20 protein-coding genes are annotated in these 13,026 nt (G+C 66.1%); 13 read left to right on the forward strand and 7 right to left on the reverse strand.

Features of this window, described 5'->3' with window-relative positions:
- Positions 1-18 precede the first annotated feature (18 nt).
- From AC1RMG_RS03645 to AC1RMG_RS03670, 6 genes are all read left to right on the forward strand, one after another.
- Complete coding sequence (locus AC1RMG_RS03645) at positions 19-666, forward strand: hypothetical protein (RefSeq protein WP_093408610.1); 648 nt, start codon at positions 19-21, stop codon at positions 664-666.
- Positions 663-1,139, forward strand: coding sequence for a surface-adhesin E family protein (locus tag AC1RMG_RS03650; RefSeq protein ID WP_011060965.1), 477 nt, complete (start codon positions 663-665; stop codon positions 1,137-1,139). Before AC1RMG_RS03645 ends, AC1RMG_RS03650 begins: the two co-directional genes overlap by 4 nt.
- 135 nt (positions 1,140-1,274) lie before the next feature.
- Positions 1,275-1,568 (forward strand): hypothetical protein, encoded by a 294-nt coding sequence (locus AC1RMG_RS03655; protein ID WP_011060967.1) that lies wholly within the window; start codon positions 1,275-1,277, stop codon positions 1,566-1,568.
- Positions 1,569-1,608: 40 nt separating this feature from the next.
- Complete coding sequence (locus AC1RMG_RS03660; protein ID WP_103407495.1) at positions 1,609-1,959, forward strand: hypothetical protein; 351 nt, start codon at positions 1,609-1,611, stop codon at positions 1,957-1,959.
- A 107-nt stretch (positions 1,960-2,066) separates the two neighbouring features.
- Positions 2,067-2,675: a hypothetical protein gene (locus tag AC1RMG_RS03665; protein WP_493168360.1), complete on the forward strand. Its 609-nt coding sequence runs from the start codon at positions 2,067-2,069 to the stop codon at positions 2,673-2,675.
- A 16-nt stretch (positions 2,676-2,691) separates the two neighbouring features.
- Complete coding sequence (locus tag AC1RMG_RS03670; protein ID WP_210456785.1) at positions 2,692-3,279, forward strand: hypothetical protein; 588 nt, start codon at positions 2,692-2,694, stop codon at positions 3,277-3,279.
- An 84-nt stretch (positions 3,280-3,363) separates the two neighbouring features.
- Here AC1RMG_RS03670 and AC1RMG_RS03675 read toward each other — a convergent pair whose 3' ends face one another.
- The 4 genes from AC1RMG_RS03675 to AC1RMG_RS03690 all read right to left on the reverse strand — a co-directional run bounded on the left by AC1RMG_RS03675 (position 3,364) and on the right by AC1RMG_RS03690 (position 5,773).
- On the reverse strand, positions 3,364-3,918 hold the full coding sequence (locus AC1RMG_RS03675; RefSeq protein WP_210456784.1) for a UPF0149 family protein: 555 nt from the start codon (positions 3,916-3,918) through the stop codon (positions 3,364-3,366).
- A 95-nt stretch (positions 3,919-4,013) separates the two neighbouring features.
- The gene (locus tag AC1RMG_RS03680) at positions 4,014-4,415 is read right to left on the reverse strand and encodes a hypothetical protein (RefSeq protein ID WP_015635375.1); all 402 of its coding nucleotides are present in this window, start codon (positions 4,413-4,415) and stop codon (positions 4,014-4,016) included.
- A 254-nt stretch (positions 4,416-4,669) separates the two neighbouring features.
- Positions 4,670-5,146, reverse strand: coding sequence for a MaoC family dehydratase (locus AC1RMG_RS03685; RefSeq protein WP_065363863.1), 477 nt, complete (start codon positions 5,144-5,146; stop codon positions 4,670-4,672).
- 9 nt (positions 5,147-5,155) lie between these two features.
- Entirely contained in the window at positions 5,156-5,773 is a 618-nt protein-coding gene (locus AC1RMG_RS03690; RefSeq protein WP_011060975.1) for a LysE family translocator, read from the reverse strand.
- 242 nt (positions 5,774-6,015) lie between these two features.
- Here AC1RMG_RS03690 and AC1RMG_RS03695 point away from each other — a divergent pair, with 242 nt between their 5' ends.
- From AC1RMG_RS03695 to AC1RMG_RS03710, 4 genes are all read left to right on the forward strand, one after another.
- A complete protein-coding gene (locus AC1RMG_RS03695) occupies positions 6,016-6,468 on the forward strand; it encodes an Lrp/AsnC family transcriptional regulator (protein ID WP_011060976.1) in 453 nt (150 codons plus the stop codon).
- A 71-nt stretch (positions 6,469-6,539) separates the two neighbouring features.
- Positions 6,540-6,770 carry a DUF3079 domain-containing protein gene (locus AC1RMG_RS03700; RefSeq protein WP_072442137.1) on the forward strand — a complete coding sequence of 77 codons (231 nt, stop codon included), beginning with the start codon at positions 6,540-6,542 and terminating at the stop codon, positions 6,768-6,770.
- A gap of 45 nt (positions 6,771-6,815) precedes the next feature.
- The gene (locus AC1RMG_RS03705; protein WP_103291076.1) at positions 6,816-7,466 is read left to right on the forward strand and encodes a DUF2239 family protein; all 651 of its coding nucleotides are present in this window, start codon (positions 6,816-6,818) and stop codon (positions 7,464-7,466) included.
- 87 nt (positions 7,467-7,553) lie between these two features.
- Positions 7,554-8,174 carry a LysE family translocator gene (locus AC1RMG_RS03710; protein WP_493168363.1) on the forward strand — a complete coding sequence of 207 codons (621 nt, stop codon included), beginning with the start codon at positions 7,554-7,556 and terminating at the stop codon, positions 8,172-8,174.
- A 45-nt stretch (positions 8,175-8,219) separates the two neighbouring features.
- On the opposite strand, the gene AC1RMG_RS03715 is transcribed toward AC1RMG_RS03710, so the two are convergent.
- Positions 8,220-8,807, reverse strand: coding sequence for an AidA/PixA family protein (locus AC1RMG_RS03715; RefSeq protein WP_011060980.1), 588 nt, complete (start codon positions 8,805-8,807; stop codon positions 8,220-8,222).
- A gap of 459 nt (positions 8,808-9,266) precedes the next feature.
- Here AC1RMG_RS03715 and AC1RMG_RS03720 point away from each other — a divergent pair, with 459 nt between their 5' ends.
- Positions 9,267-10,454, forward strand: coding sequence for a PrpF domain-containing protein (locus AC1RMG_RS03720; RefSeq protein ID WP_077933989.1), 1,188 nt, complete (start codon positions 9,267-9,269; stop codon positions 10,452-10,454).
- Between the two features lie 178 nt (positions 10,455-10,632).
- Here AC1RMG_RS03720 and AC1RMG_RS03725 read toward each other — a convergent pair whose 3' ends face one another.
- Both AC1RMG_RS03725 and AC1RMG_RS03730 read right to left on the reverse strand, forming a co-directional pair.
- Positions 10,633-11,079, reverse strand: coding sequence for a WapI family immunity protein (locus AC1RMG_RS03725; RefSeq protein ID WP_401027561.1), 447 nt, complete (start codon positions 11,077-11,079; stop codon positions 10,633-10,635).
- Between the two features lies 1 nt (position 11,080).
- Positions 11,081-11,422, reverse strand: a complete 342-nt coding sequence (locus tag AC1RMG_RS03730) for a low molecular weight protein tyrosine phosphatase family protein (RefSeq protein WP_220224263.1) — start codon at positions 11,420-11,422, stop codon at positions 11,081-11,083.
- Positions 11,423-11,611: 189 nt separating this feature from the next.
- Here AC1RMG_RS03730 and AC1RMG_RS03735 point away from each other — a divergent pair, with 189 nt between their 5' ends.
- The gene (locus AC1RMG_RS03735) at positions 11,612-12,169 is read left to right on the forward strand and encodes a helix-turn-helix domain-containing protein (protein ID WP_493168366.1); all 558 of its coding nucleotides are present in this window, start codon (positions 11,612-11,614) and stop codon (positions 12,167-12,169) included.
- Between the two features lie 118 nt (positions 12,170-12,287).
- Positions 12,288-12,887: an HD domain-containing protein gene (locus AC1RMG_RS03740; RefSeq protein WP_123473266.1), complete on the forward strand. Its 600-nt coding sequence runs from the start codon at positions 12,288-12,290 to the stop codon at positions 12,885-12,887.
- The last annotated feature ends 139 nt before the right edge of the window (positions 12,888-13,026 follow it).

Here is a 13,026-nt window from a genome sequence, read left to right on the forward strand (position 1 = left end):
CTCAGGATGCTCCAGACCATGCAACGGACGCGCACCTTGCCCCGCCTTTCCACCTCACCGCTGTTGGCCTTGCTCCTGGGCTTGAGTGCCGGCGCTGCCCAGGCAGCCAGCCTCAGCCAGAGCCTGCTGGAGTGCCAGCCGAGCTTTTTCAAGGCCCTGTATCAGCAGCGCGCCGAACTCGGGCAGGTGGTGAAACTGGCGGAGAATCAGCGCCAGGGCATCGCCTGGATTCCGGTGGCGGAGCGCCGCGACAGCGCCACCGCGCTGATGGCGTTTTCCCGGCCGCTGCTGGATCAGGGCCTGCCCCTGACCGCCTACTACGACCGCCAGTTCGACCTGGGCGAGCAGGGCACCTTTCACTTCTGGGGCTTTGAAATCGATGCCAGCCGCGAGGCCGTCATGGCCGCGCTGCCCCAGGCCGGTTGGCAGGAGACTGGCGAATACTTCGTCTCCCGGCCGCAGATCAAACTCAACGCCGCGACCCCCTGGCAGGACAACCCGGCCGCCGCTTCGGGCATCGCCCCGGCGCCGGGCTCCGCGGAAAAGATCCTCATGCTCAGCCAGGAAGACGGCAAGACCCGTTTGCTCTGCTCGCTGCAGGGCACTGTCGATCAGCCATTGCTGGAGCAGGAGCGGCCGGACCTGGCCCAGGGAGCGGGCCGATGAACAAGCTGTCGAGCTTGAGCGCGGCGCTTTTGCTCGCCGGTTGCGCGCATTCGGGTACCCCCGGGGAGGCCCCGGCGCCGCAGCGTCCGGACGGCATGTTCAAGGTGCTGGAAAGCCCGGAACTGGCCACCTACTTTGCCGCCAACTCGCTGGCCCTCTACCAGAACAACCCGAACCTGCGGCAGTTCTATCTGGTCAACAACTACGCCAAGCCTGCTGCGCTGGGCGGTGGCAAGCCGCCGATCTACAGCTCCCGCGCGACCCGGGTGATCAACTGCGAGAAGGATGAGTCGGCGCAATTCGGCCGGGTGTACTTCTCCGAGCCCTTCGCCCAGGGCGTGGAGGTCATGCGCAAGGACGATCTTGCGCAATGGGCCGCCTTTCCCCGTCAATCGTTGATCGGGGAGCTGCGCAACATGGCCTGCGCGGTCGATCCGACCCGGCTCAAGCTGGCTCCGGCACCGAGTCGGTGAGCGGTGTCAGCCGGGCCTGTTGTTCAGCCCGGCCAGGCCATGATCAGCATGGGCCGTGGCCTGCCTGATTGAAGCGCGCGCCGCACGCCACCCAGGCGGCGTTCTGTCCAACTGTTGAGCACCAAGGAAGTTTCGATGCTGGAAAGCAACCGCACCATCACCCTCTCTGGCGAGCAGGCGCTGCAGGCCCTGGCGGAGCTGGAGTTCGTCTTGATCTCGTTGCACAAGATGGGCGCCTACTACATGGATAAACCCGTGGCCGACTACCAGCGCGCCACCACCGATTTCATCGATAACCAGCAGGTCACCCAGCGCCTGGCCCAGGTGCGCAGGATTCTCAGCGAACCCTTCGACCGTACCCTGGGGGAGGACGACATGGACGACATCGAGCGCCATGTGGAGGGGCTCGAACTGTGGCGGCCCGAGTAGCAGGGCGAGGGCTGCCCGCCGATTTATCAAGGAACCTGCCATGTCCAGAATAAGCATCGCCGCCGCGACTCCCAGCACTGACCTGGCGCTGGTCAAGTTTCTCCATCAACGCCTGGGCCTGTCCCTGAGCGTTGCCCAGGGCTATCTGCGCCGTGGCGCCGAGGGCTTCTTCTACAGCGCCAAGCTGTTTCACAACGACCATGTGGAACGTGAGCAGGAACTGCGCGACATCCTCGCCTTCTGCAACAACGCTCAGGTGCCGCTGCTGATTGTCGAAAGCGACCCCGATGAGGAGTGGAACGGCGTTGCGCCCGAAGCGCTGGAGGACTGCGCGATGCCCCAGGAGCACTTGTTCAATCTGCTCCAGGCCTATGAAGAGGACTATCAATAAGGCCCGGGAGCGGGCCTGTCCCGCCCAACCGAATGCGAGGTTTTCCTAAAGTTCTGGGCGCCGGGGTCGAGACGTTGGTGCTGTCCGTCCCTCAATAAGGATATTTCGTGTTCAGAACCCTCCTCAGGGCCACCGCCCTTGTCGCCACCCTGGCGCTGACCGGCTGTGTGTCCTACAACGTCACCGGCCCCTTGGGCGCACCGCTGCATCCCGCGCCTGCCAGCAGCCCGCGCACCGCGCAAATCGCCGATGTGCAGGTTTCCGCCGCCGGTATCGACGAAGCCACCCGTACCGCCATCAGTCGCTCCCTGACCGCCCAACTGACGCCCTACGTCAAGAGCGCCGGCTACTTCCCGCAACTCAGCGAGTTTCCTACCCGCCTGGGGGAAAACGACGTGGTGCTGAAGTTCAACATGACCTCCCTCAAGGGCCATCGCGGGCCGCACCCGGGCTATGTACCGGGGGCCCTGCTGACCCTGACGCTGTGGATCTGGGTCAATGGCCCGATCTACGTCGACAGCTTCGACCTGGCCGGTGATCTGTCGATCGTCGATCGCGACGGCAAGGAACTGGCCAGCGCCAGGGAGCAGCTCAAGTTCGAGCGCAATGTCGGTCTCTACGGGCGCGAATACTGGGCCCCGACCCAGGGCGCCAAGCAGCTCAACGAGCTGGTTGGCAAATTGCTCGACAACGCCACCGCCCGGTTGGCGCACTAGGATCAAGGAGCGTCACATGTTCGGTTCCATCAAGCACCTACTGGTGCTGGCCGCGGTACTGCTGAGCGGCTGCGTGTCCTATTCGCAACACGAACTGGCACCGGTCACGGCCTGGCCACCCACCGCCCAGGCGGAGCAACACAAACCCACGGCCTTCGTGCGCACCACCGCGATGAACCAGGTCAATGGCGGCCCGGCCAATGCTGCCGCCGGCGCCCCGGCCGCCGCCTGGGAAGCGGCGGTGGCCGATACCTACCGCCAGTCCGGGCGCTTTGCCCGGGTCAGCACCGACAAGGTCGAGTCGGACCTGTACGCCGAAGCCACCCTGTACAACAACGAGCAGTTCAGCATGGCCTCGGCCATCATCACCGGCGCCACCTTCTTCATCATCCCGTCCACGGCGAAGAACACCTTCACCCTGGAGACGGTGTTCAAGGACAAGGACGGCAAGGAACTGGGGCGGATTCGCAAGAGCGAGTCGGTGCGCACCTGGATGCAACTGCTGCTGATCGTGGCGATTCCTTTCCAGGCGGATACCCGCGACGTGGTCCAGCAACTGGCCCGCAGCACCCTGGATGAAGCGGTGCAACGCAAACTGCTGTAAGCCTCGCGCTGCTGGCAGGACGCAGACAAAAACGCCGCGGGCCCTGATTGGAGCCCGCGGCGTTTTTTTTGGATGCGGTTTACTTCAGCGCTGCGCCGCCCAGTAGGCATGCAGCGCCCGAGCGGCCGGTTCGATGGCCGCTACCTGCTGGCGATGCTGGTCCAGGTCGAGGTCGGCCGGCAGTTCGAAGTTGTCCTGTTCGGCACAGTCGATGATCGTCTGCAACAGGCCGGTCTGTGGTGCCGGCATCTGCGGCCAGTTGCTCACGGCCACCCCACGCAGGTAGCCAAAGCACCATTCTTCGGCCAGCAGCAGGTCCTGGCCCTGGTGTTCGGTGGTTTCGAAACGTGCATGGAAACCCTGGGCATCACTGGCCAGTTGTTCGGCCAGGGTGTTGATGTGGCGCACGCACAGGTCGATGAACTGCCGGCACTCTTGCGGGGTTTCCCAATTGGGGTTCTCGCCGCCCCAGATCGCCGGGAACCATTCGGCGATATCCACCTGGGTCGGGCCCGACACCAGCGCGGTGAAATAGCCGTCCAGCTCGCAGGGGTTGAGTACCGAGTGGTCGTCGCCGTACTTGAGCAGGGTGTCTTCGAGGGTTTCGAAGTCGGCGGCGTTCAATGGGGTGTTTTGCATGAGAGAAGTCCTGGAAAAAGCAGCGGCAAGTTTCCGGGTTCAGGCCCCGGGCTGCAAGCCTTGAACGGTATGGGCGGCGCTTGAGTGCGCGGCCCTCAGGTGCCGCGCAACAGGTCCTGGGAGTCCAGCAGGCGGTAGGCGATTTCCGGGCGCTGCTCCATGGCTCGGCGGATGGCGGCCGGGATCGATTGCCGGGTCTTGCGGCACAGGCCGGGCAACTCGCCCAGGGAAATGGCGATGCCGCGCATGCTGCGGACCACGTTGTCACTGGGGCTGATCTGGACGCGGATGCCCAGTTGTTCGTACATCCGCCGCTGCATGTGTTCCAGGTCCGCCAGGTCCTTGAGGTTTTCCAGGCGTTCGAGCAGGCGCTTTTCCTCCTGGCGCGTGAGATTGAGGATGCGCAGGTCGGCTCCGGGGGTGTCCAGCAACTGCTCGCGCTCGCAAATGCAGGCGCCGGGCGGACAGGGTTGGCGGATCGCGGGGCTGGGGTTCATGGTGATCCATCATAGCGATCCCGTAGCCGCTGTCAGAGAAAATTCTGTGCCCGGCCAGCCCCAACGAGATGGCGTGGTGGCGGGGCTTTGCGTAGGAGCTGGCTTGCCAGCGAAGGCGTCTTCGGGTTCGCCGCAGGGCTTGAGGGCCTCTTCGCCGGCAAGCCGGCTCCTACGAGGTGGGGTAGTGGTGGGGCTTTGCGTAGGCGCTGGCTTGCCAGCGAAGGGGGCTTCGGGTGCGTCGCAGGGCTTGAGGCCTACCGAGCCAAGGGGTTGCCCGGGTCGCCTTCGGCGAGCATCTGGCTCAGTAACTGCCGTTCCTGTTCGCCGGGAAGCACGCCGCGGGTTTCGCCTTCGAGCACGATCACGCCATCTTCGTTGCTCAGGGTGATGACCGCCGTAGCCCGGCCCCGGGCATCCACCTCGGTGATCAGCCAGCGGCAGGTCACGGTATCCCCCGCATAGACCGGGCGGCGGAACTGGAAGCTCATCGCCGAGGCCAGCCAGCCGATCTGCCCGCCGATCTCGGTCACCAGGCTGGCGGTCAGCAGGCCATGGGCCACCGGTTCGCGAAACCCTCGGGCCTCGGCGAAGGGCGGGTGGTAGTGCACCGGGTTGTAGTCCCGGGAAATCTCGGCAAAGCGCTGGATGTCCTGGGGAGTGAAGCATCGCGACAGGCTGAAGCTGTCACCGCTTTGCAGCCCGCGAGCCGCTCGTTGTCTGAAGCTGTGCATGGGTCTTCCTCAAGCCAGGAGTTGTTCCGCCAGCAACACTAGCGCAATCAGGACCATCAACCCGCCCGACAGGCGACTGACCCACAGCGCCGCCACCGGCCGCGCCTGCAGAACAGTGCGCGAGCCGAAGCCCACCAACAGGTAGATCACCGCGCAACTGAAGGCATGCAGCAGCCCCAGGGCGAGGATCTGCAGCGACACCGGCCAGGCGGCCGCGGGGCTGGTGAACTGTGGCAGCAGGGCCAGGAACAGCAGGAAGACCTTGGGATTGAGGCCGCTGACACACAGGCCCTTGAACGACCAGCGCGCCCAGGAAGCATCGGCCTGGCCTGCGCCGGCCTGGGGCGTGGACGGGTGGCGCAGCAGGCCGACGCCCAGCCACAGCAGGTAGCCGGCACCGGCCACGGTCAGGCCCGCAAGGGCCAGGGGGTAACGCGCCACCAGCCCGCCGACCCCGGCGGCCACCACCAGGGTCGCCAGCAGGTGCCCGCTCAGCAGCCCGGATACCGCGGGAATCACCACCCGGCCGTTGAGCCCGGCAGAGATGGCATAGGCCCAGTCGGCGCCGGGGGTGATCACGAACAGCAGCGACACTGCCCAGAACGCGGCCAACATGCTCGGTTCCATGTTGGCTTACCTCGGCTGGCTGCAGGTAGCGTGGGCGGGGCAGGCGGTCGCGCTAGGCAGCGCAGGGTGCGGCTTGGCAAGGGGGTAGGGCATGGGGCTTTCTCACGGTCATCAGGGGCTCGACCGCCGCACAGCTGCGGTGAACAGGGGCTTCAAGGTGTGAAGAAAGAATAGTGAAGATCGAGGGGGATTTTTTCTCTAATATTCCAACTGCAAACCTTCGAATGGGGAGAGTTATTCAAATGGATCGGATTGATCAGAAGATTCTTGCCGAGCTGCAAGCCGACGGCCGCCTTTCGGTCACCGACCTGGCCGAGCGGGTCGGTCTCAGCCTGTCCCCTTGCCATCGCCGGGTACGGGCGCTGGAGCAGTCCGGGGTGATCCTGGGCTATCGCGCACAACTGGCGCCCAGCGCCCTGGGGCTGAATTTCTCGGCCATGGTGTTCGTCACCCTGCGCGAGGGCGATCATCAGGCCGTGGCGGCCTTCGAAACTGCCTTGCAGGGCATTGTCCAGATCGTCGAGGCGCAGCGGCTGTTTGGCGAACCCGATTACCTGCTGCAGGTGATCACCCGCGACCTGCCGGCGTTCCAGCGGTTGTATGACGAACGCCTGTCGACCTTGCCCAACGTCCAGCGCCTGACCTCGACCCTGGTGATGAAGCAGGTGATCCAGGACCGCACCCTGCCATTGTGATCGGGATCAAGGCTCGAAGGTCCCGCAGGTTCTAAGGTGCAGGCTCCTTCATCCAGGTTCCGGGAGCCGTCATGGCCAAGCCCTTTCCCCTGCGCCCCAAACACCCCGAGCGGATCTGCTGGGGCTGCGACCGCTACTGCGCGGCCAATGCCCTGGCTTGCGGCAATGGTTCCGATCGCACCATGCACCCGGCGGAAATGCTCGGGGAGGACTGGTACCTGGACGGCGATTGGGGCATCGAGATGCCCGCCGACAGCGAGCCGGCCCCACAGCGGCAGTCGCGAGGGCCGACCGCCGTTTAAATATTACCCGGGTATTATTGCTTGTCTTATTAATACCCGGGTAATATGCAGCCTCGTTTCCTTGAGGCCATAACCATGTCCGACTCACTTGCCCAACCCGTCACTGCGTTTCAGGCCCAGCAGGTGCTGGCAGCCGGCCCGTTGCTGGAGGTCGCGCTGGCGGTCAAGCGTGCCAGCGAAGAGGCGGCGCCGCAGCCGTTGCTGGTGTTCGACGATGCCAGCGGCCGGGTCATCGACCTCGACCTGCGGGGCACCCCGGACGAAGTGCGCCAGCGCCTGGCCGCCACGCCGGCGCCGGGCAACGGGCGCTATCGCCCGCGCCAGCCTGCTGCTGCGCCGGTCGAGGGCGAAGAGGCTGCGCCCCGGGGGCGGGGGCGACCCAAGCTGGGGGTCATCGCCCGGGAAGTGACCCTGTTGCCGCGCCAGTGGGACTGGCTGGCCGAGCAGCCCGGTGGCGCCTCGGCGGTGCTGCGCCGGCTGGTGGACGAAGCCCGGCGACATGGCGCCGAACCGCAGCGCCAGCGGGCCGCGCAAGAGGCGGCCTACCAGTTCATGCTGGCCATGGGCGGCGATCTTCCCGGTTATGAGGAAGCCACCCGGGCGCTGTTCGCCGCGGACCTGGCGCGCCTGCAACAGTGCATCGAGGACTGGCCGCAGGACATCCGTGCCTATGCCTTGCGCCTGGCCGGGGCGTAATCGCCGGGGCTGGCTTGTGTCCCGGGGCCCAGGCGTTTTATGTTCCTTGCCGGTCAACAACGACGCCTTGCCGATTCTGGAGTGCCTATGAACCTCGCCACCCTGGCGCTATTTCTCCCGGCCTGTTTCGCCCTGAACATGGCCCCCGGGCCGAACAACCTGCTGTCGGTGCGCAATGCCAGCACCTACGGTTTTCGCACCTCGTGCCTGGCGGGCATCGGCCGCCTGGCAGCGTTCGCCCTGATGATCGCCCTGGCCGCCGCCGGCCTGGCGGTGGTGCTGCAAGCCTCGGAGCTGTTGTTCTACGGGATCAAGATTCTCGGCGCGGGCTACCTGCTGTACCTGGCCTATCAGCTGTGGACCGCGGACCCCCAGGTGCAGAGTGCGGAGCGCAGCCGGGTGTCCGGGCTGCTGGCCCTCAGCCGGCAGGAATTTCTGGTGGCCTGCGGCAATCCCAAGGCGATCCTGATCTTCACCGCGTTTCTGCCGCAGTTCGTCGAGCCCGGGGCGCCAGTGGGTTCGCAGTTCCTGGTGCTGGGGCTGTTGTTCCTGCTGCTGGAGTGGATCGCCATCAGCGCTTATGCGCTGATGGGCCTGCACATGCGCCGCTGGTTCAGCGAGCCTGCGGGCAAGCGCCTGTTCAATCGCTGCTGCGCGGCGTTGCTGTCGGCGGCGGCCTCGGTGCTGTTGCTGGCCCGGCGCGCCTGAAGCCTGGAGCAAGCCTCTCCCCGCAACGGGGAGAGGCCATGGCCATCAGTGGATGGAGAAGTACGGGTCCCAGGAGCAGTAGGCGATCACCTTGTTGTTGCTGTCCAGGATCATGAAGGCCCAGGTGTAGGTAATGCGCGAGCCGACCCGGGTGGCGTTGGCCTGCCAGTAGTAGTTCTGCACGCTTTGCGCGATGGGCTGCCCGGCCGGGTTGTCCTTGTCGATGATGGGCAGCGGCGTGCTGTCCAGGACGATTGGGGTGACGTCGGTCAGATAGGGCGGATTGCCGGCACTCGGTACCGGGTTGGTCTGGGTGTACTGGTACAGCAGCACCGCGTTGTACATGCCCTTGGACAGGCTGGTGGCGCGCCAGCGGACAATGTCCCCCTGACGCAGGTTGACCGCCAGTTCGGAGCCGCCGTCCGGCCCGTCGGTGTTGTCGCGGCGGGCCACCATGTAGACCACCTGGTCGGACAGGCGCTGGCCGTTGCTGTAGTAGTTGTAGAGCTGAGTGGGGGTGGCGCTGTGCTGGCTCAAGGTCAGCGTGTTGCCGCCGTCGAAGGTCTTGCCGTTGCTTTCCAGAATGGTGTCCACGTCAATGGTGACAAGGATATCCACGATGTTTTCGTTCATGTCCGGCTCCCTGTTGTCGCGCTATGGGCCTGGCGATCCAGGCCCGGGTGTCATCGGCTGTGCAGCGTGCGGCCACCGAGCATCCGGGCGCGGCGCAACAGCTGTCGGGCACCGGGCGAAATGCACTTCCATGAGGTCGCCAGTGGAATCTAGAAGCTCAAGACTGTTAGTCAAATGGGCCGGTCAAAAAAGCGCCGCGAGGGCGTCCCGGCCGCTTCGGACTACAAGCCTGTAGCACCCGTGCCAAGGCCCAGGTGCTGATCGGCCCATAGCGCCGCCTGGGCGGCATGGCTCAGGCCCAGGTCGTGATCGGCCCCGGGCACGATGCGCAATCGGGCGACCCCGGATCGCCAAGCGGCAAGCCCCGGGATCGGCCGCGACGGTTTATCATGCTGCGCTGCCGCCCGTTGCCCGTGCGACAAGGGGCTGCTCCATTCGCCCACCCTGGAGGCGCCCGCCATGCCTGATCTGCCCAAGCCTGCTGCCATCCCTGAATTCCCCGTGTGCCACGCCCGTGGCGGCACCTCCACCGGGCTGATCCTGGCCCGCGAAGCGCTGCCCCGGGACGAAGCGCTGGTGGAAGAACTGCTGCGCCACCTGATGGGCGTGCCGCTGCATGGCGAGTGGCCGGGCAATACCCAGATCACCGGCCTGGGGCGCGGCGGGCCCACCAGCAACAAGGTATTCATCGTTGAGCGCCGCCCCGGCGAGACGCGCATGGTCAGCACACTGGCGCAACTGGCGGCGGGCAAGAGCGCCATCGACTGGAGCGTCAACTGCGGCAACATGTCCGCGGCGTTGCCGCTGTATGCCCTGCAGCGCGGCTGGCTGGAGCCCGGGGAGGGCGGTGGGCAGATCGAGATCTACAACAGCAACACCCAGACCACGATGTATGCGCGCCTGGGCTTCGCCAATGGCCGGCTGCTGAGCGACACGCGGATTCCCGGGGTCAACGGGGTGTTTCCCGGGGTCGACCTGTTTCTCGACAAGCCGGTGGGGGCCAAGACCGGCGCGCTGTTCCCCACCGGCAAACGGGTGGACCTGCTGGACGGCATCGCCGCCACCTGCATCGACGTGGCGGTGCCCATGGTCATCCTGCGCGCGGCGGACCTGGGCAAGACCGGCGAGGAAACCCCGGCCCAGCTGGACGCCGACCCGCAATTCAAGGCGCGCCTGCTGGAACTGATGGTGCTGGGCGGGTTGCGCATGGGCTTGCGCAAGCGCGACGGCAGCCTGATGAGCGCCGACGAGCTGCGGCGCAGCGAAACCATCCCGAAGATCTGCATCGTCAGCCCGGCGCGAGAAGGCGGCGATATTGCCACCCGCTACTTCACCCCGCAGAACGCCCACCCGTCCCTGGCGGTGTCCGGCGGTTGCTGCCTGGCGGCGGCCTGCCTGGCCGAAGGCACCGTGGCCCACGCCTTGTTGGCGCGGGCGCCGGTGCTAGGCGAGGAGCCGGGCGAATACCCGCTGGCGATTGAAAACCCCGCCGGGGTGCTGGAGACCCTGATCAACGCCCGGCTGGCCGGTGGAGAGCTGCTGATCGATGGCGCCGCCTACCGGCGTAGCGCGCAGATTCTGTTGCAGGGCAGCACGCCGCTGTACAACGCCTCCCCTGCGTTGATCGCCGCCCTCGGCTCCGTCTAACCACCACCGAGGCTCCTTCGCGGCCACAAAGAGTCCAACCCCGCGCGTGCCCCGCTTCTTGTAGCCGCTGCCGAAGGCTGCGCACGAGCCGCAGGCTCGCTGGCGATCCCCCTGGCGCCTAGGCCCCTTCGGTGCCTATCGCAGCCTGCGGCAGCGGCTACAGACGGGCGGCTGTGGTTCAGCGATGGGGGAAATCCCGGCGCAGGGCATCCACCCCTGCCAGCAGCCGAGGCACGGAATTGCAGGCCAGGGGCAGCGTCACTTGGCAGCCGTCCAGCCGTTGCTCCGGGTTCAGCCAGGGCGGTGCGGCTTCAAGGCAAAAGTGGATCTGGATCTGCGGCTCGGGGCCGCCCAGGTAGTGAAACGCCAGGCAGGGCTCGGTGAACCAGCAGGGCCGGGGAGGGCCTTCGGGCTGATCCAGGGCTTGTAGCCACTGGGCCAATTGATCGAGCTCATGAGTCCTCAGGCAGGCATCCTTGAAACGCCAGTCGCCCTGGGGATGCTCGATGCGGCCCTGCACCATCAGCCAGTTGGCGTCCAGGTGATCGTGGCTGCCGGGGAACTGGTAGCCAAGGATGTCCAGCTCCACCCGCAGCTCAGGTGGGGCCCTGAATATCAGGGGCATATCAGCGAGCCTCGCCGCCATCGGGAAGAAACTGCGGCACCTTCTGCCGCAGCAACTGGATCAGCTCCGGGTCCATGAACTCGTAATCATCGGGAATGTTCAGGCACACAATCTGCTGGTTGTTCAACTGCGCCTTGAAGCGCTTGCGCAGTTTTTCCCGGTGGCGGGTTTCCATCACCACAATCAGCCCGGCCCATTGCACCAGCTCCGGGCCCAGGGGCACTTCGGCATCGTGGTTGAGCCCCGCCGAAGCGGTTTCGATCCCCGGCCAGTCGGCAAACACCTGCTCGGCGGTGGGGCTGCGCAGCTTGTTCTGGCTGCAGACAAACAGGACATTGAGCATTGGGCCGAACTCCTTGGCACAGGCGCCCGGCCCATGGAGGGCAGGGCAAAGGCGCTGATTTTTCGTGGCTTTGGCCGCGCTGTCCAGCAACTTGTGGCAGGCCGGGTGAATGGCGTGGGTCAGCGCCAGTTGCCCGTCAAGCGCCGGGGCTGCGAAACTGTCGGCCCCTTTACCCCTATCACTTATTCCATGCCCGCAGCCCCGTTCACCTCCCCCCATCTGGGCCTGGCCCTCAGGCGCTGGCGCCTGTTGCACCGGGTCAAGCAGCAGCACGCCGCCGAGTTGTTCGGTGTGGCGCAGTCGAGCATTTCCCGCTGGGAAAACGGTCGGCAAGCCATGGAACCGGCGGAACGCGCGCGCCTGGAACAACTGCTGGCGGCCAACCTCAGCGCCGCCGCCGATCAGGCCCTGGCGCGGCTGGTGAACGACAGCCCGCGCGCCGTGCACCTGGTGTGCGACCTGACCCACCGCCTGCTGGCCTGTTCCGCCACCCGCGCCGGGCAGTTCGGCGTGCCCTTGAGTGAGCTGCTGGGGCACTCCCTGTGGGGCTTCTGCACCGAGGAAATCGTGCGCAAGGAAGCCGCCCTGGATGACCTGGGCTGGCGCGAAGTGCTGGCGCCGCCGTCCCTGGAATTCTTCAGCGGCCACAACGATTCGGCCATCGTGCCCATCGCCCCCAGCCAGTGCCGCTGGACCCGCCTCAACCTCTCTGACGGCAACGCCGTGCGGCTGGTGGAAACCCTCTGAAACGGCGCCACGGATATTTTATCCGTGGCCCCGGCAGCACCCCTTGGCTAGTCTGGTTAGCCATCGCTCGCCGCCTTTCAGTGCCGGCTGTGTTTTGCCCACCCGCGCAGGTCTTTCCATGAACAGTGAACTTCTCAGTGGCCGCCTCGACTTTCTCCGTGAAGCGGAAAAACTCAAGGACGTGCTGCGCAGCGCCCACACCTCCAGCGGCCGCCAGGAAAGCACGGCCGAGCACAGCTGGCGCCTATGCCTGATGGCGCTGCTGTTCGAAGACCAACTGGGGGACCTGGACCTGCTGCGGGTGCTGAAACTGTGCATCGTCCACGACCTGGGGGAGGCCATTCACGGCGACATCCCGGCGGTGGCCCAGGCCGCCCACCCGGACAAGAGCCAGCAGGAGCGCGCGGACCTGCAACTGCTGGCCCGAGCCCTGGACGCCCCGGCCCGCGAGCACCTGCTGGAGCTGTGGGACGAATACGAAGGCGCCGCCAGCAACGAGGCGCGCGCGGTCAAGGCCCTGGACAAGCTGGAAACCCTGCTGCAACACACCCAGGGCCAGAACCCGGCGGGTTTCGACTATCGCTTCAACCTCGGCTACGGCCGCCGCTACACCGATGCCAGCCCGCTGTTCCAGGCCCTGCGCCAGCAGATCGATGCCGACACCCAGCGCCGCCTGGACGCCCAGGCTCAGGCCGCGGTTCAGCATCGGCTGCGCTAAACAAGCCTGGGCTCCGCTCGCCAGATCCGGGGCAGGTTCCCAGGGGGCAGGGCGCCCCGCGCAGAAACCTTGCAGGCGTCATGGTTTTTTTCTGCCAGGGTCATCAAGCGGGTCTATTTTTACCTTCGCTTGCCGTTCA

This window comes from Pseudomonas sp. GW822-FHT04H02, from assembly GCF_058800645.1.